Annotated in this window: 20 protein-coding genes; 10 read left to right on the top strand and 10 right to left on the bottom strand. The window is 50.8% G+C overall.

Features of this window, described 5'->3' with window-relative positions:
* The first annotated feature begins 27 nt into the window (after positions 1-27).
* The gene (locus HOK28_13775) at positions 28-219 is read left to right on the top strand and encodes a hypothetical protein (protein MBT6434162.1); all 192 of its coding nucleotides are present in this window, start codon (positions 28-30) and stop codon (positions 217-219) included.
* Positions 220-223: 4 nt separating this feature from the next.
* On the opposite strand, the gene HOK28_13770 is transcribed toward HOK28_13775, so the two are convergent.
* From HOK28_13770 to HOK28_13740, 7 genes are all read right to left on the bottom strand, one after another.
* The gene (locus HOK28_13770; protein ID MBT6434161.1) at positions 224-1,318 is read right to left on the bottom strand and encodes a hypothetical protein; all 1,095 of its coding nucleotides are present in this window, start codon (positions 1,316-1,318) and stop codon (positions 224-226) included.
* A gap of 76 nt (positions 1,319-1,394) precedes the next feature.
* Positions 1,395-3,416: a hypothetical protein gene (locus tag HOK28_13765; protein ID MBT6434160.1), complete on the bottom strand. Its 2,022-nt coding sequence runs from the start codon at positions 3,414-3,416 to the stop codon at positions 1,395-1,397.
* Positions 3,417-3,428: 12 nt separating this feature from the next.
* Positions 3,429-4,271: a hypothetical protein gene (locus tag HOK28_13760; GenBank protein ID MBT6434159.1), complete on the bottom strand. Its 843-nt coding sequence runs from the start codon at positions 4,269-4,271 to the stop codon at positions 3,429-3,431.
* 51 nt (positions 4,272-4,322) lie between these two features.
* Positions 4,323-5,825, bottom strand: a complete 1,503-nt coding sequence (locus tag HOK28_13755) for a hypothetical protein (GenBank protein ID MBT6434158.1) — start codon at positions 5,823-5,825, stop codon at positions 4,323-4,325.
* Positions 5,826-5,935: 110 nt separating this feature from the next.
* A complete protein-coding gene (locus HOK28_13750; protein MBT6434157.1) occupies positions 5,936-7,021 on the bottom strand; it encodes a hypothetical protein in 1,086 nt (361 codons plus the stop codon).
* 99 nt (positions 7,022-7,120) lie between these two features.
* A complete protein-coding gene (locus tag HOK28_13745; protein ID MBT6434156.1) occupies positions 7,121-8,101 on the bottom strand; it encodes a hypothetical protein in 981 nt (326 codons plus the stop codon).
* 140 nt (positions 8,102-8,241) lie between these two features.
* The gene (locus HOK28_13740; GenBank protein ID MBT6434155.1) at positions 8,242-8,877 is read right to left on the bottom strand and encodes a hypothetical protein; all 636 of its coding nucleotides are present in this window, start codon (positions 8,875-8,877) and stop codon (positions 8,242-8,244) included.
* A gap of 50 nt (positions 8,878-8,927) precedes the next feature.
* Here HOK28_13740 and HOK28_13735 point away from each other — a divergent pair, with 50 nt between their 5' ends.
* Genes HOK28_13735 through HOK28_13725 form a run of 3 tightly spaced genes read left to right on the top strand, consistent with a single transcriptional unit; the run spans position 8,928 to position 12,091 of the window.
* Positions 8,928-9,527 carry a hypothetical protein gene (locus tag HOK28_13735; protein MBT6434154.1) on the top strand — a complete coding sequence of 200 codons (600 nt, stop codon included), beginning with the start codon at positions 8,928-8,930 and terminating at the stop codon, positions 9,525-9,527.
* The gene (locus HOK28_13730; protein MBT6434153.1) at positions 9,524-10,768 is read left to right on the top strand and encodes a hypothetical protein; all 1,245 of its coding nucleotides are present in this window, start codon (positions 9,524-9,526) and stop codon (positions 10,766-10,768) included. Before HOK28_13735 ends, HOK28_13730 begins: the two co-directional genes overlap by 4 nt.
* A gap of 9 nt (positions 10,769-10,777) precedes the next feature.
* Positions 10,778-12,091, top strand: a complete 1,314-nt coding sequence (locus tag HOK28_13725; GenBank protein ID MBT6434152.1) for a bis-aminopropyl spermidine synthase family protein — start codon at positions 10,778-10,780, stop codon at positions 12,089-12,091.
* Positions 12,092-12,097: 6 nt separating this feature from the next.
* Here the strand turns inward: HOK28_13725 and HOK28_13720 are convergent, their stop codons facing one another.
* A complete protein-coding gene (locus HOK28_13720) occupies positions 12,098-12,343 on the bottom strand; it encodes a hypothetical protein (protein ID MBT6434151.1) in 246 nt (81 codons plus the stop codon).
* A 157-nt stretch (positions 12,344-12,500) separates the two neighbouring features.
* Between HOK28_13720 and lexA the strand changes: the two genes are divergently transcribed.
* Entirely contained in the window at positions 12,501-13,178 is a 678-nt protein-coding gene (gene lexA, locus HOK28_13715; GenBank protein MBT6434150.1) for a transcriptional repressor LexA, read from the top strand.
* Between the two features lie 6 nt (positions 13,179-13,184).
* Here lexA and HOK28_13710 read toward each other — a convergent pair whose 3' ends face one another.
* The gene (locus HOK28_13710) at positions 13,185-13,397 is read right to left on the bottom strand and encodes a hypothetical protein (protein ID MBT6434149.1); all 213 of its coding nucleotides are present in this window, start codon (positions 13,395-13,397) and stop codon (positions 13,185-13,187) included.
* Between the two features lie 105 nt (positions 13,398-13,502).
* Between HOK28_13710 and HOK28_13705 the strand changes: the two genes are divergently transcribed.
* The 3 genes from HOK28_13705 to HOK28_13695 all read left to right on the top strand — a co-directional run bounded on the left by HOK28_13705 (position 13,503) and on the right by HOK28_13695 (position 16,538).
* A complete protein-coding gene (locus tag HOK28_13705) occupies positions 13,503-14,432 on the top strand; it encodes an ArsA family ATPase (GenBank protein MBT6434148.1) in 930 nt (309 codons plus the stop codon).
* Positions 14,429-15,556 (top strand): ArsA family ATPase, encoded by a 1,128-nt coding sequence (locus HOK28_13700; GenBank protein MBT6434147.1) that lies wholly within the window; start codon positions 14,429-14,431, stop codon positions 15,554-15,556. The genes HOK28_13705 and HOK28_13700 overlap by 4 nt, the downstream gene beginning before the upstream one ends.
* 82 nt (positions 15,557-15,638) lie before the next feature.
* A complete protein-coding gene (locus HOK28_13695; GenBank protein MBT6434146.1) occupies positions 15,639-16,538 on the top strand; it encodes a hypothetical protein in 900 nt (299 codons plus the stop codon).
* Positions 16,539-16,669: 131 nt separating this feature from the next.
* Here the strand turns inward: HOK28_13695 and HOK28_13690 are convergent, their stop codons facing one another.
* Positions 16,670-17,659: a GGDEF domain-containing protein gene (locus HOK28_13690; GenBank protein ID MBT6434145.1), complete on the bottom strand. Its 990-nt coding sequence runs from the start codon at positions 17,657-17,659 to the stop codon at positions 16,670-16,672.
* Positions 17,660-17,959: 300 nt separating this feature from the next.
* Here HOK28_13690 and HOK28_13685 point away from each other — a divergent pair, with 300 nt between their 5' ends.
* Complete coding sequence (locus tag HOK28_13685) at positions 17,960-18,283, top strand: 2Fe-2S iron-sulfur cluster binding domain-containing protein (GenBank protein ID MBT6434144.1); 324 nt, start codon at positions 17,960-17,962, stop codon at positions 18,281-18,283.
* 10 nt (positions 18,284-18,293) lie between these two features.
* Positions 18,294-19,511 (top strand): hypothetical protein (locus HOK28_13680; protein MBT6434143.1); only part of this gene is annotated, 1,218 nt, incomplete at its 3' end.

Below are 19,511 nucleotides of genomic sequence, written 5' to 3'. Positions count from 1 at the left end.
GAGCTCAAAGGTTTAATCGGCGAGTTTATGAAAGAGATAACCGAAGAAGATAGACAACTTCTCGTTTTGAGATTCATTGAAAATGTTTCTCAAGAAGATGCCGCTAACGCACTTGGTTCAACTCGAATGAAGGTGAGAACATCGGAAACCAAGCTACGTCGTCGCCTTCGCGCGTTTTTAAGTGGCACCGGCTATACCGACCACCTCGCCAAAGAATAGGCCCCTAAACAAGCGGGTTAAAGTAGGTGTTAATCTTCACCTGCTCTTCTACTGGAAACTCAATCCCCAAACCATGCACCGGTTGTTTCTTGACCCCCGGATCGCTCACCCCTTGTTTCATCGTATCAAAAAGGGTTGTGAACACCGCCGAGTCATAACCCTTACTTTCTAAGTAACGCATCACACATTGCTCTGGCTCAGCGCTCATCTCATCTGATGTAAAAAATACTGTGAGCTTTACGGTAGGCGGAGAATCACTTCGCAAGCTAATCGCAATCTCTACCTCGTCACTTAGCTCCTTACATTGAGCGGTGTCTATTAGAAGTGCTGCTTCGCGCTTGATGTCTTCAATATTTAAATGAGTTTGACCCGCGCACAAATTCTCCAGGGCGGCCATCAGCTCCGTTCTTGGAACCCTAACATAAAGCTTCGCACGCCTTGTTGCATCACCGTGCAGATCAACGCCCACACCAACAAAGCGAGCTTGAGTTTGGGATGCGTAGAGACGCCCATAGAAACCTTCGCCATCAAGGTTTAGCCGCTCTAACAAACTTTGAACCAGCTCCTCGTGATTCGTACCGCCCAGCCTGGTGTTAAAATAAGCTTTAAGATCGACCTTCTCTCCGCCAGGAACAAATCCCATCAACATGGCTTGAGCTAAGGGCGAATGGTTTTCGAGAAGTCCCAAATCAGGAAAGACCAACCGGAAGGTGTCCGCTAAAATCTCTCCATCATCAACTCCGCCGCCATCGCTTAGGCAAATTCGAAAGGTGTTCTCAAGCTTTGCCATCAAAGTGCTCGGCAAATCGTGACCGGGGCGCCCTTCCGTTAGATATCCAAAACCCTGAAGCTTAGCGCCGGCATGGGTGGTCACGAATTCTACCACGGGCGGCATGGCTTGAATGACTTTGGCTTGAAGCGCCGCAAAAGGGTTGTTGGGATCTAAGGGGCCATCGGTTGTTGCAACTTGACCCATCGTCTCCATGAGCCGTTTAAACCGGGAAACTTCCTCATCGGCATTGTATCCGCAGGTCTGGGCTAAAAAATGAACAGCTTTGTCACAGCGAGATTCGTAGCCGCCGAGATTCTCAGAGACCATTTGACCGATAAAATCCATATTGAATTATTTACTATGACTGGGGGCTACACAAACAGGAATTTGTGAGCAAACTGACTTAAAGCTTTTGCAGGTTAATAAGTTGTTCAACCAGCTGCTGAACCTTACCGAGCGATTTTTGAAGCATGCCGTAAGTCTCTTTTTGTGCCTGACCAAACTGACCGCCGGCCTCAGCCACCTGTTTCATTGCCGAACGTTCCCAAGTGGAAACTGCTGACTGGAGAGCACCTTTGGCAAACTGCTGCATCGCACCTTCGGAATGATAACTTGTAAAGAGTTCGGCTTCACTGCTGTGAAAAGACTGAGCTGCTTCCGCCCGTGCCTGCATCGCACTGATACGTTCGCTTTGCTCGCTGCTCTTATCCGCGACCGCAAGCTCGCGCATCGTCGATTTGGCCTCTTCGCTTAGCTCCTTGGAGCCTGCCGCATCCGACTCAATCTGCTGCGTCGCTGGGTGGTTCGCTTGAACCCGAGCAGAACCTGCACCGCGAATCATATCGGTAAATATCGATGTCACCTTTTGGTGATACTCTTGTCCTGATTCAAGCGTGGCCAACTTTTGAGTACGGCTCTCTAAAATACTGTCGGTATCTTTCACGAAAGCGGCTGTTGCGATGCCTGGCCGGTTTGAAATCATCATGTCGTCAAGGCTAACCAATGCATCAAGCATGACCTCTTGTTGATCGACTAAAACCGCCTGCTCTTTTTTCAGGTTGGCAATCTCGGTACCAAGCTTTTCTTTATCTGCTTCAGGAGCTGCCTCAAGCGCTGCCTCTTTGTCGGCAATACTCTTATTCACAGTATCGACCGCTCCTGTTTGTTGATCGACGCGCCGAGCAAGCTCAGCCCGGTTCTGCCGAATCATCGCATAACCGCGAGGATCTCTAAGAATGGCACCAACCTGAACTTTGAATTTGTTGTCGGCATCGTTAAGCATTTCGCGCAGCTCATGATCCATGGCGCCCGCTGGCTGCGTCACTGAATCGGGAGCAATCTCCACCTCGCCGCCTTTTAACGACTCGCCCTTGCCGCTAGGCTCAGATTTGTCGAGAGGATCAAACCCGCGCCGGCGCATGTCTTGGCGAAGGGTTGCAACCTTGTCGGTCATGCCGCCAAGAATGTACCGTTCCTTATGAAGATCTGCGTAAGCCTTTTGATCAGCTTCGCTTAAAGTCGCAAGCTCGGAAGGTTTTAAGAATCGCACAGGAAGCGCTGCCTCTGCGCGGCCCGCGGCCTCACCCGTTAACTTCGAGAGTTTATCATCGATGACGCGTAGCTGGCTGGTAGAGTCGGGGCTTGCTTCTTGATCATCAAGCGAATCGATTCCATCTTTTTGAGCGCCCTTCATGGGGTTGTTGCCCACAAGTTCCTGCGCCTTGCTTTCCATAATTTTTTCGGAAAACTTAGAGCCCGATTGAGCAAGCTCCAGCATCTTGTCGTGTCGTTCTTGGGATTGCTTAAGCTCAGTGAGAGCGATTTCAAGCTCCTTGAAGCCCTCTTGAAGCTTGGAGTCTGATGCCGCCAAATCTTTAAGCATTCGGCGCCACGCGTGATCGTCTTTCGTGGCGTTTTTCATATAAGCCCAAAGGGCTGCGCCCCATGCTGAGCCATCGAAATTGCTACGCCAGCCCTCTTCTCCATGACCTAAACGGTCCAAAATTTCACCAGCGCCGTCTTGACTGATGGCCTGAGAAGCTGGGCGTGGTAAAATCGCACCTTGCTTGAGATTGGTGATGTCTTGTCGTTCTTGGGAAGAGAGAGTTTGAGCACCGTCTGTAGCGCCCACCATGGCCGCACCGGATTGGGACGAACCAACCTGACCAAGCTGACCAAGCTGATCGGCGCCCGCACTTTGAGCATGCGCTGCAGAGCTGGCCTTTAAGCTTTCGGTCTGAGCCTTACGCTCTTCAAGCCGGGCTCGAAGCACCGCCACTTGAGAAGCTGTGGGCGCTTGTCCTGAAAGTTGTTCAATGATGGCAGCAAGTGCCGCATCTTTCCCGTCGGTTGCCTGCTCCGATGCCTGAGGCACCTGAGTTTGAACCGCCTTGGGCGCATTGGTATCAATCGTGAGCTTGGACATAATATCAGTCTATTACCGAGTGATGGTTTGTACCACCTGTGTTTGACGTTCAACCATCCCGTCGATCAAACGAAGGGCCTGCTTAAACTGCTCTTTGGATTCTTGGTAGTTGCTATTGGACTCATCAATGGCCTGATCCATGTTTTCCTGAAGCTGCTGCAAGTGCAAAATACGAAGCTGCTGCTCATCGGCCTCTGCCTGAGCTCCGTAGCTCTTATCTATGGCCTGTCCGCCTGCCTGAATGATCTGAGAACCACCTTGCCCAACCGCTGCCGCCGTAAACTGAGAGAGATGTCCGCCGGGGTTTGAAGCTCCAACGATATTCACCGCAGCCGCCGCACACGAAATACCAAAATTCACCCAAGCAGCTTTGCGCTCAGCATCAATTTTTTGGCTCGTGGCATCAATCTCAAGACTCTTAGCGTCGTACTTCATCTTTTGCATCGCGTGACGCAAATCTTTACTCATGGCCATATCGGTTTGTGAGGTGCGCGCCATTTCAGAAAGCGCCATCCAGCTAAGCATGCCTACCGACATCTCGCTAAAATCCTGGCCTTCCATCTTTGCTGCAAGCTCTGGAAGCGGTGCTTGAATGCCGGCTACATCAGGGAGCGCGGGCGCATCGCTGTTAAAAGAAACGACCGCCGCATTGGTTGGGCTTACAACAAAGTTATCCTTTGCAGAGCTTACCTCTCCGCCCAAAACCTTAAGTCCTACGGCCGAAAGCATTTCGTTGGCAGCTTGCTCGTTGATGACATTTTTGGTTTGGCCACCATCTGAGCTTACTTCGTAGTTTCCTTCACCGATGTAACTCAAGGCGGTTGGTGCAAATGAACTGTTACCAATGGGTGTCATGTTTTTATCCCTGCTTCAAAGTGTTTCGTTAGGTTAGCGTCTGGTGGCGGCTTACTTAGCCATACCCGCGGCCATGATTTTCTGGCTGGTTCCGAAGGCTGCATTCATCATTTTAATCACGTTTTCTACAGCCTTGTTCTTCGACTCAACGATCATTTCAATGATGGCGTTTTCTTCTTCAAGCTGCTCCTGAAGCATCTCGGCCATTAACCGTAAACGCTTAGCGTCAACATCCATCTGCTGAGCGTCGGCTGCTTTTTCTGCCGCCGTAAGGTTTGCACCTGCCTGGGTGACTGTACCGGCTGCCTGAGTCGTTGCCGTTGCAACATCATAGCTCTTCTTCATCGCTTCAAACGCTGCCATGCCTGATTTATGGCCCAGTGCCGTTGCACCCTCTACTGCGCCTGCAGTAGCTGCTTCCATGAATACTTTCGCACCCATATCAAGACCTGCTTTGGACATCTCAGTAGACATCGATTGCGCAGTTTGTTTGGCCACGGCTTGAGTGATGGCTTGTACCTGAGCGGTGGTAAGTTCTTTACCTGCGGTTTGAGCTGCGTCCTTAAGAGCTTGCTGTGTTGCCTTCTGCGCGATTTCCTTAGTGGCTTCTTTTGCGGCGGTTTGAGCTGCTTCTTTGCCCGCCTGGGCAGCTATTTCCGCGGCTTTCTTCGCCGCTGCCTTCGTGCCTTCGTTGATTATATTTTGTACTGCTTGGTTCGCGGCAACCTTGCTTGCTTCTACTGCGGCAAGTGCTGGAGCTGCGGCGATACCGCCAATCGCTGAACCAATGGACGCACCCATCAAGGCTGCGTCTAGCACCCCTCCAGCATCTTCTCCTGAGGCTGCTCCCGCAATGGCACCTATTAAGGCACCTGCGGCGACACATGCACCTACAACCAGTGCACCTGCGGCACCAAATGTAACAGCCGCCAAAGCAATGCTCACTGCAATCATAATCGCACTGACGACATAGCCGATGATTTGAGCAGTCTGAGCATATTGCTCAGCTTCCTTTTTCATCTCTTGTGCGCGTTCGCTTTTAGCCAGAGCTTCGTCGATAGACTTTTGTCGCAAAGTGCTCATTGCTTGAGCAAGTTCGTTATGGGTTTCGACTGAGTTGTTCGGATCCATGATGTTGAGCTTTAAAAAAGCTGAAGCCATCATTTGAGAGTTCATATCTTGAAAATCAACAGAGCCCGTTGAGGTCACGTTGGTCAGCGCGATATCGAGGTTGTTACTGAAAGACTCAGCACCGGTCTTGAGCTCAGCCGTCAACTTTACTTGAGGTGGCATCGGTGGTGGTAATTTGGAAACCACGTTTACGGCGTTTTGGGCTTGTTTGGCCTGCGATACTTCTTTGGTCGTTGCCACAGAATCCGCGCCGCCAATTTGGCCAACGCCTGCACGCTGGAGAAGCTTGGCAATTTCTACATCTTGAGAAGATTTGGAAGCAGCCCCATCACCCGCTTTGACCTGCGCCGCGGCCCCGCTTTGCTGGATGTCATGCTGAAGATTCTGATTCTTATTGCCAATTGATCCGCCGGAAATACTCATCGTATTAGGCTCCCATGCTCAAGTTCGTCAAAGTTGCTCTAAATAGTACACCCGAGAGGGGTTTTCTGGTTGCTTGAAAGAAAAGAAAAAGCGCGTGTGATCGCGATCACTTATCCGCCAAACTGCTGTAATAATTGACGTGCGCGCTCTGCAACGGCTGCATGCTCTGGATCGGTACCGGCTTGTTCAAGCCCCTTGCGTACAATCTCCAGCCCACCATCCACATGACCGGCCATAATCTTGCACTCACCTTGGTAAACCATCGTCATTGCGTTGGTTTTATCGTTTACGAGCGCCATTCGGTAATAGTGATCCGCCTGCTCATACTGCTTCAAACGCTGCAAACTGATCCCCACGAGCTGATAATACCGCCCATTGTAAGGATCGAGCATCATCAGGTAGCCGCAAATCTGCATCGCTTCGATAACTTGACCTATCTCAACATACTGACACGCTGCGGCATAAGCCCCGTCTAATTCGTTCTCGGTAAAGCCGCCGACCTCCGCGTAAGTCAGCCTTCCCTCTTTAAGCGCCTGCGCAACTTCTTTGAAATCTTGCGAAAGCTTGGGGTTGTTCATGATGTCTTCGAGTTCAACCTCTCGGTCCTCATCAAAGTCCACCAAGACCTGAACCATCTCATCGGAAATATTGCGGGCCAGTTTCGCGCCCTTTTCCATCAAGACAACGCGCGGCGGTTTGCCGCCTTCAGCCGCAATGATGGCACGAGCCCGGGTCAGATAGGGTAAGTAAGCAGCATTCTCACTGCCGCGTTTCACAACGGCCTCAAGCACTCGAATCCCCTCGGCTTGCTCCCCAATCATACAAAGACATTCGCCAGTAAACACGGCCGAGACCATATCAGTAGGGTCTTGCTCGAGGGCACCTCGGTAGCAATAAAGTGCCAGCGAATACTTTTTCTCTGCGTGGCAACAAGCACCAAGCCCGCGCCATGCTGCTGCGTAGGTGTGCTCGAGTCCTAAAATGAATGAGTAAACCAGAGCTGCGCGGTCAAACTGGCGGCCGCGGTAATAACCTAAAGCAATCTGCTCAATGGCTCTAAGCGCCTCTGGGCTAAAGCCCATGGCCTGAGCATAAGAAGTCGCGCCGTCTTGAACTGCAGACACGATGTCTTCAATGCTTTGATCTGAAATCTCTTCAAGGAAACTGAAATCTATATTGCGAGCTGATGGCGCCATCCCAAAAGTCCTCCGACGAAAACGGTGCGAAGACATTCGTACCATAGTTGCAAATGCGAACAAACACGGCCACTCAAGACATGCTGGGGCATTCGCCGCTTAGAGCATGTTTCTAACAGTACCGCTGCGCATTTCGTTGGTGGCTTTAAGAACACTCGACATCAAGTTGTAGAGCTGGTTGGCCTTCTGGTCAAAGTTCTGAAAGGACGTAGATGCCATCTGCCGCTTGTTTCTCACGGTTTCCTGCATACTCTCAACGTGTTTGATTTCATCGTTGAGGCCGGCACGTTCAAGCCGTTTTGAATCCGTTGAAAGCGGTGTGATTTTGCCATCGGCGCCCAAACCATTGAGGTCAAAACGCTTCACCTGAACATCGACGTGGATCTTCTCAGGCTCTTTCTCGCCTTCAGATTTCTCGCTTAGCTCCTGGCTCTTCTCAACCAAGGTACCGAGATAATCAGAGAGGCCTTCAGCCATATCGTTGTACTCCTGAATCTTCGTCAGGAAATACGCTTTATCGAGATTGGTTTGTTCAATCGATTCACGAAACACAAGAAAGAGCAGTTCGTAAATATTGAGGCCTTCATCCAAAGCAGCCACATTGCCCACCGCCTGCATCGCAGCTTCTTGATTGGCTGGAGATGGATTCTCAAGATTGGCAGTCATGCTGCTTACAGCTGTTTGAAAACTTGGCTCGCTTTTAAGCTGAGATTGCCAATTGGGTGTCGTATTGGGGTTGTAAGGCGACGGGGTGTCGGAGTTTTTAAAGAGAACAATCAGACCTTTATCAGTATCTGAAAGGTCTGATTCCTCAGTGTTGGGCCCTAAATCGAGACTCGCGGGACCTTGAGCAAACTTATCTTCCGGTACAAATACGCCGCTGGAAAACTTATAACCTTGAGCCGACATGAGGCTCTTAAGTTCAGCCAAGCCGTTTTGATCGAGTACGTTTCCAGCTTCAGCCATACCTTCAGCGGTGGTGACATTCACCTGTGCGCCATTGGGTAATTCGACTGCTCCTTGGGTTAAAACCTGAATGTTTGCGGTTCCTAAACCTGCGCCACCGGCACCAGTACTCATTTAATTCTCCTTGGCATAGCCATCTGGAAACACCCCAATGGATCTTGGGACACCTCACCGTGAGAACCGTACACAGCTTGTGGCTCCACGGGTTGATGAAATGTAAACCAGGTGATCTCCAACTATCTTAAAACCGAGACTTAGTCACCTCGTGGGGCCCGAACGATCTTTCGCAAGTTTAAGCTAAAGTCCCGTTCTGGTTGATTTAAATCAACATCCCCTCGGTTCAAAATGCGTGAATATTCAGCTGGGGTCAGCTCGTAAACAAGCTTTTTTAAAGGTTCGCCGGTTTGTGGATGCGGCTCTTCGAAGCTTTCCACACAGCGCACTCCTACTTTTTCCCACCAGCGGCCTGTGGGCGCTCCCGCCGCGCTCACCCGCCAGCGAAGCCTTTTGGCTAGGCGGTGACGGAAAAGATAGATGACGACCAGAAGATTGGCCTCAATGTAGAGACGAATGCCTGCCGAGTCCCCCGGAATCGCGAGATCAACATCTCGAACGACATCAAGCGCTCCGCTCCAACCAAAATCGATAAAAAATGCTCGAGGCAAGCCATCCAAGCGGTTACGGGCAATCAACCAGCGCACATCAAGCTCGTAATCGCCTTCTTTTTCGCGGGTAAAGAGCCGGTTCGCTTCAAAAAGCTCTCGAGTAGGCGGCCGAGGGCAGCTCAGCGGCACATAGATCTCAGGCTTTTGCATCGCCTCAAAGATCCACTCGCGCTCATCCTCAGTGGGCTGGCCCAGTTCGAGCTTGGGTCCGAAAATACTCTCCATCAGTCAATCTTATAACGAATGTGTGCTCTTTTGCAGCCAAAGAGAATTCGATGTTAGAAAGTGAGACTATGAGATTCAATCCAGCCAGCATCGACATTGAGAAGCTCAACGACAGCATTGAGTGCCTCACCACTGAAACATTTGTCCTCAACCGCGTGGGCCCGGACGAGCTTGAGTGGTTTACCGACTTACTCCAAGAGCCGCGTTTTCACCTTTGCGCCGGGTTTAAAAAACCCCCGAGCGCCAAAAGGCTCAAAGAAGCGCTTTTTGACGAGGTCGAATTTGTAGCCTGGACCGCCAGCGGTCACGACATGGATGAACCCGTTGGAATCTGTGCATGGGTTGGCTGCTCCGGCATGCCTTACATTCTTTTCGAACCCATGACTCCAACCGAAATCGGAGCGGAAGTCCTTCAAGAACTCCTCGAACCTGTGGTGCATGTCTTCTTTGAGTTTACACCGGGTGATGAACTTTTCGTTTACGTCCCCAGACCTGTCGATGATGATCTGCATTTGATGCTCGTAGAAAGCGGCTTTGATCCCATGGAGCATCTTCCTGGCATCAACAACGAAAAAGAGATGGGTTACCTCTTAGCTCGCAGCACCTACAACGCGTACTTCAACGATGAAGGCGATGTGGAAGGATCATGAAATACCTCTGCCCCACCGCCACCATCAGTGTGTGGCCAAGACAAGCACTGATCTTTGATGCAAGCCGAGGTTGGCAACTCTTTACTCCGCCAGACGATGAGGTCTGGCAAGATTTTGTTCAGACCATGAGCTTGAACAAGGAAGATGAACTCGCACAAACTCTCGAAGACTTTCTTGCCGACACCCCAATACCCGGCGAAGAGCCAACACCGGCAGTCGCTGTTCGCACGCTCGACACCCGTTACAATGGCTGGCTTCCTCAGCTCCCCATGGACATTGAGCAGTATGCTGGGGCAGTGGCTTTATGGAATCAGCAGCTGCGGGTCACCCCTCAACTATCAAGTGCTCCCATGAGCCTTCCTGGCTCAGCGGGGCGATTGGCTCATCTTATTTTGAGACATTGCGGAAAAAAGGTTTATTTTGATGCCGACCCAAATGGCCTTGCTTATCTGCTCACCCACAGCGCACATTCTTCACTGCGAATAGAGAATTCGGTTCAACGCAAACGCCTTGAGGCCATCAGTGAAATTGAAGAAAACGGGCAGCGGGTCACACTCCTCGATGACACGAGCACCACCGGCGACCATGATTTTGGATTAGGGTATGCTTCTACCGCAAAGATGACCATCGATACTCTCGAACGTCTAATCAGCCAAACAAAGCCCGGCGCCACTTTAGGCCTTATCTCGCGGCGACCCCATGACCACTGGCTTCACGGCTACCTCAAAGCCCAAGACATCAAAGTCTTGCAGGCTTATCGCGACCTAGACACTTGGCTCATTCCCGAAGGCTTCAGCACCGACCACACCGCTGACCTCTTGATTTTAGAGCGCCCCGAAAAAGTCGAACCTCTAGGAGACGAAGGTGCGCTCACTTACAACTTAAAGCAGCAACCCCACACCACATTGGATCTGAATCAACTGGGCCACGACCGTCTAACAACTGACTGCTTGGAAGAGCTTGCTGAACTGCTCGACGGCATGGGCCCACATGAACCGTGCCATCGACATATTCAGTCTACGGATGATTGCCTAAGCTTAAGCTACTATGACTCTGAAGGGTTTGGCTTTGTTCTCGATTTGAGACCCGAACCGGCGCATGCCTCGATAACTTTTATGCCTTACCACCCTATGCTCGAACGTGCCGCGCTCCATGCCGCCTTTCTCGCATTGGCCGGCCCTTGGACACGCCTTGCAGCTGAGCGCACTTGGTGGTCTGGAGCCGACGGCGTTTTTACCTAAGGCAATATCATGACGAACTCTTTAAAATTCTCAGACGGAATCATTTTAAGTATCGGGCTTGATGATGCGCAGCTCATCGATCTTGGTGATAAAGACTATGTCGACATCCCCATGCGAGAACTTCCTGCACTGGAAAGACTCTCGCTTGGCCTGGAATCTGGTTTGCCCCAGGAGCGTATCGATACACTCTTAGAAGCGCAGGTCATCGAACCAGGCATACCCGCGCCCGACTCAAAAGTTCGCACCAAACTTGAGCAGCTCGACAATCTACTGCTTTGCGAGTACCGCCCACACTTAAGTAAACGCGCCTTAAAAGCCTACGAACTCACCCTCGAAGTGCATGCTGGGCGAAAACGTTTTCATACCGGTCTTGGGCAATGCCCGACACTTCCCGAAACCAGCTTAAGGCGAGCACTTTTGGTCGGAGATGCGGATGATGTGGGTGTCTTAGATGTTCTGCTGATTGGCGACGATGACCTTTTAAGTGTGCCTTTGGCAGCGCTCGGTCACCGTGTGACGGTTTACGACATTGACGAATATGTGCTTGGGCTGGTGAAACAAGCTGCCCAAACTTACGACCTGACCATTGAAGCTTTCGAACACGACTTGCGAGATCCCATCGCGGAAAATGCCAAAGAGCGGTTTGATGTTTTTTTAACCGACCCTATGAGCAACGCGGAATGCTTTGAACTCTTTATCTCAAGAGCGATTCCCTTACTGCGTCCCAATGGCCGAGGGTTCTCAGCCGTTCACGCGCCAACCGAAAATACCTTTCGAAAAATGATGGGTGCCATGAAGCTGCCCATTCAAGCGTGGCATCGCAGACACAACCGCTACTACTCTCATTATTTTAGACTCCATCAATACGAGAGCGATTGGGTAGAACTTCGAAAAACAGCGCACACCGAACCAACACTTGCAGCCGATGCATACGCCAGCCCCACGAATCTCTATCAAGAGGCTTATTACCAACGCTCAACGATTGCCTTGATCATGCTCGATCAGATGGACTCGACTCAATTTGCGAAACCTATGTTTTTGGACATGGTTCTCGATGGCATCGTTAATGAGGCAAATGTTGTGGAAATTCACCGTACCATTGAAGCGCAAAACGATTGGAGCCTTTTGGTTTCACACACCAACAAAGGTCACCTCACGCTTCACGTAGACCGAATCAGAAACCAGATTCTCTTTAGTGCCCACCCGGTAGACGTCGATTTATTGGATGCTGCACGTTATTTTTTGATCGCTACATTTAAACACTCCGGCACCGTGGTCCAGACCATTCGCAATCAAAAGTTTTGGGATTTAAGAATCGAGTAAAGGTGCTCAATCTTCGAGCATCGCCTCGGAAGCTGCCTTTAAAATATCTTCCAAAGTACGGATCTTCTCCAAAGCACTGTCTTTAACTGAGATGTTAAAAATTTCTTCAACCTCAAGGATAATCTCGAGTGCGTGCATGGAATCTAAACCCAGCTCATCAAAGAGATCTGTTCCAAGCTTAAGGTCCACAGGCTCAGGCGAATCGGCCAATGTACCGATGATTTCGCGCAGTTTGTCTTCGAGCTCTTTCATTGGCTGGCTCCTTTCAACTCCTCACCCTACCCATGTTGTATACCCGCCGCAGCCTCATCGCGAAGAGAAGAAGAGATATTCCATATAAATTGACAACTGATCCAACGTTCAGGTATACATATATTCAGGCGGTACAAGTGTACAGCATGGAGGTTTCATGGATAGTTTACCCGAGCTCACAGCCAGACAAAGGCAAGTTTTTGAATTTATTGAAAGTAAAATTCAGGAGTGGGGTTATCCCCCGACCATTCGTGAAATTGGGGAACATCTCGGTATCAAGTCCACCAACGGCGTCGCCGATCACCTTAAAGCATTGAAAAGAAAAGGATATCTCCAGCAACGGGGCCACAAAAGCCGAACGCTTAGCCCCACGGAGCCAGCTATGAGTCAAAGCCAGGCAAACAATGTTGTCCCGATGATACCGCCCAACAGTGGATCCACGGTTTCAATTCCCCTGCTCGGCCGAGTCGCCGCTGGGGAACCCATCCTCGCCGAGGAGCATGCAGAAGGCTCGGTAGTAGTCGATTCGCTGCTTGTTGGGGGCAATAAAAAGGTGTTTGCGCTCAAAGTTGTGGGCCAATCGATGATCGAAGATGGAATTTTCGACGGCGATTACATTTTTGTTCAGAAAAGAAGTCACGCGCAGCCCGGAGAAATTGTGGTGGTTGTCATCGAGAACGAAGCCACGGTCAAACGCTACTATCCGGAAGGTGACCGAATTCGGCTACAGCCAGCAAACGCTGCTATGGAGCCTATTTACATCAACAAAGCTGATTTTCGAGAAGTTCAGATTATGGGACTTGTGGTTGGCGTATACCGCAACATGAATGGCTAAAAGGCCCTAAGTATCGCCCTCTGCGGTACCCGTTGCCTCAGCGCTTAGAGGACCGAGGCCAAGTTTTTCCTCAATAAGATCCATCATGGAGAGCAAATCATCGAGGCGCGACTCAACGTGAGCCAGGTCCTCTTTGGTTACAACCCCAGGGTGAGAGCCCGATAAAAGCTCCCGCATCGATTCCATCCATTTTTCTTGTCCCATCACATTCAGAGCCATAGTCAGCTTTGTGGTGATTGGTCAATCGATCAAACACTCGACAGTCTCGCTGGCATTGTGCATAGAGAGATTTGTGCGCGGATGCTTTCGGTTTGGAGAGAATTGATGCTGCATCATAAAGCCCGTGTTCATGTCGTCATCGGCAAGGGCGGAGTAGGAAAAACAGTTGTCTCAACTGCCATGGCAATGGCACTTGCAGCTGAAGGCCAAAAAGTTTTGCTGGCCGAAGTTAACGCCCACGACAGGGTTGCCGCACTCTTGGGCGCACGCCCCGTTGGCGCTAATATGCGAGAAGTTCTCGAGAATCTCTGGGTCGTCGACATGAACCCCACAGACTCCATCCATGAATATGCACTGATGACCATTCGCTTCGAAGCTATCTACAAAGCCGTCTTTGAAAACAAAATGATCAGACACTTTATTCGTTTTATCCCATCACTGGGCGAAATGGTGATGCTTGGAAAGCTCTGGTTCCACGAACAAGAGCAAGAAAACGGAAAACCGAAGTACGATGCAATCATCATTGACGCGCCGGCCACCGGCCACGGTATCAGTATGCTTCGTACGCCAAGCTCTATCGAAAAAATTGTTCCTGCCGGCATTATGCGAGACCACGCCCGTTCCATGCGTGAGATGCTCACAGATCCGAAAAAGACGCGGCTCCATATCGTCACGCTTCCCGAAGAGATGCCCGTCAACGAGGCACGGGAACTCGAAGCTGCGGCCAAAAATGTTTTAAACATGGCCATCGGAACAACCTTCATCAATCAGCACGTTCCTGAATTACCGGCAGAAGCGCTTAAAAAACTAGCCAGCGCCAAAAATCAGACCGCGCTTAAAGCCGCGACAGAGACCTTAAATATCCGCGAAGCCAAACGCCGAGCCGGCATCGAGCACCTAGAGAGATTGCCTGGCCGCCTCTTAAGCGACCTCTTCACCATCAATCGTATTGTAGGGCCGGGCCTAAGCCGCCAACAGGTCAGCGAGATCGCAGAGAAAATGCTTAAAGCCCGCAACCAAGGAGCCTCGTCATGACAGCTCTATGGGAAGGCCGAAAGATTATTGTGTGCGCCGGCACTGGAGGCGTTGGGAAAACAACTGTTTCAGCTTCTATCGCCGTAGCCGCTGCCGCCAGCGGGCTTAACACCATCGTTATGACCATCGATCCCGCAAGGCGCCTCGCCAACGCTCTCGGGCTCGACGACTTTGGAAATGTTGAACGCGAAATCGGCCCCGAAATGCTCGAACCTTATGGGGTTAAACTCAAAGCGCCACTGCACGTGATGATGCTCGATGTAAAACAAACATTCGACAACATGATTCACAACATGGCCTCAAGCCCTGAAGCGCGCGACCTTATTCTGCGCAACAAGATTTACCAACAGTTCTCAACCGTGCTTGCCGGCGCTCTTGAGTACGCCGCGGTGGAAATGCTCTACGATGTTTATGCGTCAGGCCGCTACGACCTCATTGTTCTAGACACCCCACCCTCTCAAAACGCCATTGATTTCCTGGAAGCGCCGAGCAAGATGATAAACTTCATCGAACAAAGCTCAAACCAGTGGTTTCTCAAGCCATCAGCCATCGCTGGAAAATTGGGCCTCAGGCTATTAGACGTCGGCGCCTCCATCATCTCCAAGACACTGGGGAAAATGGCTGGGGGTGAAACTATCAAAGAGCTTTCGCAATTTCTTGTGGCATTCTCTGATCTCTATGATGGATTTCAAAAACGATACGATTCAGTACGCAGCCTCATGGCCTCAGACGAAGTGGGCTTTGTTTTGGTCACCTCAACCCAGGCCAATCAACGAGCGGCGATGCGCCGCTTTCAGAACGATTTGGCCGCTGGCGGCTTTAAAACACGCGCGGTCGTCGTTAACCGTATTCGGCAGGTTCACTACGAAACCAGCGCCGTGCAAAGCGCAATTAAAGACATTGAAGATCCGCTAACTGCTGAAGAAGAGGCCGAAATTAGCCAAGCCCTTGAACAAGAGGCCTATCTTGCCGGCCAAGACCAGCGCGGACTCCAAGACCTCGAAGGTGAGCTCACCAACATACCCGTGGTTCGGCTCCCAGAGCTCAGACTCGACGCTCACGATTTAGAAAGCCTCTCGATGCTTCACCAATCGTTTTTAAACACGGAAGAGCCATCCAGTTGACAGACAAAGCTACACATCAGATAGTCACCAGCGGCCCGGAAAAAGGCCCAAAACCAAGCAATCATTGAGGAACACGAGCCAAATGCAATTTCGACTGAAGCACATCCTGGTACTGGCCTTAGCAATGGCTACGACGAGCACCGCATTTGCTGGTTCGTACGACATCAGTTTGCGTGGCCTTGGGCGACCTGACCCAGGCAACCTTAAAGACGCCGCCTATCTTCGATTTCAAAAACTAGGCAACGAGCTCGGCATGAGCTTAGCCCCTCGGCCTCTCGCACCAGCTGAAACACTGGGTATAAGCGGTTTTGAATTTGCTTTCGCAACGGTACATGCCGATATCAGCCAAGACGAAAGTTATTGGCGCGGACAACCTGGCTCGCCCGTCCTTGAAGGCGTCGCCGATGGCAACGGTGTTCCAAGCGGCTTGTGGATTCCAACGCTCCACATTCGAAAAGGCCTGCCTATGTCCACTGAGCTGGGCATCACAGCGTCCTATCTAGCGTTCAGTGAAATGTTTTTGCTCGGTGTCGAAACTAAAATCGGTATTCACGAATCATACTATCGCTGGGTTCCATCCATCGCTTTTCGCGGCGCGGTCGGAACACTTTTTGGCAGTACCGACATTAAGCTCACCACAGTTGAAACTGATATCCTTACGTCTTTGCCAATCGGTATCGACGGCATTGTTCAGCTTACTCCCTACCTTGGTTATGGAATGCTCTTTGTTGATGTCATCTCAGGAATCATCGACGAGACGCCTTATAACGTAGGCGCAGGAGACCAAAATGGCGGCCCAGAGGGCTCGCTGTATGTCTTTGAGCGACTCAATTGGTATGAAAACCGGTCTCACCGAATCATCATGGGTCTTAGAGCCAATTACGCTTTCTTTGAGCTCATCTACGAAGTCGATATTGGCATCGTTCCGGTCGCAGATAAAACGCTGCAAAGCCACTCCATCAAAATCGGGTTTGATACGTAATGCCTCACTTTGAAGATTTTTTTCTAGCAGGTGGAATCACGCTGATTTTGGTCACAATCACCAAGCTTAATACTCTTGGCGATGCCCTCGGTTCACTTTTTAGCAGTGGTCAATCCAAAGACTAAGCCAGCTTATGCTGCGTGAATCCGGCCGACAATCTCGTCAAGCTTAATACGGCTTGAGAATACACCAGACGAGGCATTTGAGCGCTTCATGGCATACATGGCGTGGTCTGCACGTTCGACCAGTTGTTCAGCGCTCATGCCTGCTTCATGGGTGGCGGCTCCCACTGAAATGCTCAGCGCAACCCGCTCAGCACCTACACAAAACATCACATCTGCAACAGCTTCGGTGATTCGTTCTTGAACCATCACGGCACCTTCGGCAGAGATATCGGGTAAAATAACGAAAAATTCGTCGCCGCCCAAACGACCTACAATGTCTGTTGTGCGAACTGCGCCCTCTAATGCACGGGCAACCGTTACAAGCGCCTCATCGCCCACTTTGTGGCCGTAGGTATCGTTGATTGGTTTAAACTTGTTGAGATCAACAAACAAAACCGAAACATTGCGGCTGTAGCGATCCGAGCGAGCTTGCTCACGCGCGAGTACATCGAAGAGACCGCGCCGGTTCAACAAACCCGTTAGCTCATCAAAAGTGGACTGAATTCGAAAGGTTTTCATTTCCCGCGCGCGCTCAAGAGCACCGAATATCAATTCGCACACTTCACGAAGCTTCACATCATCGCTGAGCATGTCAGCACCTTGTGGCCAAGCTGCTACTACAATGTCTGGTGCGCCGGCTGTTTCTAAGTCGAGTCTAATCGCGTGGTATTCAGGAGCACCAAGGTCGGCGTGGCCAATCAGGTCGTCGCGTACAAACATTTGAGCCGTGTTGCCGCAAGTTCGAGCTACAAGACTTTGAAGAGCGTCATATCCGATACCTGCTTGAGCTGTTGCTTCGAAGCGTCCATCTTCTAATCGGTGAAAAATTGCCCATCGGGCATCGCGACAAGTTTCGGCCAAAACCTCAACCGCTCCCGTTAATACTTCGTCCATCTCCGTGGTACGAATCAACCGAAGGGCTAACTCAATCAAATGTGTATTTGAATAACTTGTCATCATTTCCACCTTACTCCCTCACCCAACCGCATCCATATCATCGTCGGGTTCCTTGTTTTCTTGAGCAAGACTGGTGCCAGTTTCGTAAGTATCTGTTATAAATAGAAAAGCTCACCAACGCTGGGAGCAGATCGTCGGAGACTTGGCGATCTCAGAGCCGCGAGTGACGCGTTAATGACGGGTCTCTGACACCGTAAGCTACTAGAATTATGTATGTTTTATGGCGTAGAGGGGCATACAAATGGACCCTGTGTAAGCTAGACGGTACCAGTGCGGTACCGGTGAAAGTTAGGCCCTAAATTGGACCCAAAGATCATCCATAAAATCGTCGTCGACGGTAAAGAATACGAATGTGGGGAAGATTCTTCGCTTCTCAATGCTTTAACCAATGTAGGGGTCGTTGTGCCCACTGCTTGTAGCGGAAAAGGCAGTTGTCATTTGTGCCGGATTAAAATCAAAGAGCCGCCCGCGTGGCTTAAGCCAGCGAGTCCTTTAGAGGACCGGGCGCTGGGGAATGTGTTGGTCGCATCTGGAATGCGTCTCTCATGTCAGATAGCACTGCAAGGATCCGTCGAACTTGAAATTCCCGTGGCACGTGCGCGGCGTAAGAAGAAAAAGAAATAGGCACCATACGATGATTCTTAAAGGCCTCCTCATTTCGATACTCATGGCCGGCACTGCGCAGCAACCCAAGCTTGAAGCCATCGCCCTCAACACCATCACAACGGGCGACGTTGCCAAGCGTATTCTTGAAGCTCAACAACTAAACAGCACTGGTCAAACCACCCAAGCACTCGAATTACTCCAGGCCCATCACTCACCCGCCGACACACTCATGAAAGCTCGGCTTTTGCGCGCAGCCAACAAAGCATCCAGCGCTCTGCCCTTGCTCGATAAAGCTTTAAGTGAGAATCCAAATGCGCCCTTTGATGACTTGCTAAAAATTGAGCAAGCCCTAAGCCACATCACCATCAAGGATGATCAGTCCGGCGGTAAAATTCTCTTCGACTATATTCAGGCAGATCACTTAGCCGCCCGCGAACACATCATCACCTTAACCCAATCAACAAGCAGGCTTGGTCCAAAAACTGTCTTGAAAAAAATCCCGGCTCTGCTTGAGCTACGGGGTCTGAGCCCCAACACCCGCTCTTACCTGCTCAAGACCATCGCCGACGCCTATCAGGCCACTGGGCAAACCACGCTTGCCCGTGAAACCCGGCTTGAAAGTTTTATCAATGTTCCCCTTGGGCGCTCTAGCCCGTCGAGTATTCCCGATTCAACAAATCCATCAGCAGAAAGGCTCTTGGCGCGGGCAGAGCTCATCCTTGATGCACACCGCAACGAAGCGGCGTTGCGGGCTCTCAAACTTGTCCCTGAAAAGAAACTTTCCAAGAGCCAGACTTGCCGCTTTCTTTTTGCGGAAGGCCTAGCCCACCGTAAATTACACAATTACACGCTGGCTGAAAAAAGGTTGATGACCGCGGCCCGAAACTGTGAAGACTCCAACATGCGACGGCGCGCGGCTTATGTGGGAATTAAAGTCATCACCATTCGCCGTGGGCTTGGGGCCATTGAACCCATCGAAGATTTCGCCAAAGAGTTCAAAGGTCATTCTATGGTGGACGATCTCTTTTTCTGGGCTGGTGACCTTTACCAACGACGTAAACGCTTTGACGAAGCCCACGCATATTACAAACGCATTCAAGAGTTGCCCGTTGCTGGAGATCATTGCGGGGAGGCCACCTGGCGCCGTGCTTGGATTTACTATCGCAATGACTTGCCTCTGGAAGCACAGCGAGTCCTTAGCCAAAGTATCCAGCAAACAAGCTGCACTTCCAAAACAGAAGATAGG

The sequence above is a fragment of the Deltaproteobacteria bacterium genome (assembly GCA_018668695.1).
Classification (GTDB): domain Bacteria; phylum Myxococcota; class XYA12-FULL-58-9; order XYA12-FULL-58-9; family JABJBS01; genus JABJBS01.
The sequence above is the reverse complement of the archived record's forward strand: the minus strand, read 5'-3'. Positions and strand labels throughout refer to the sequence as shown.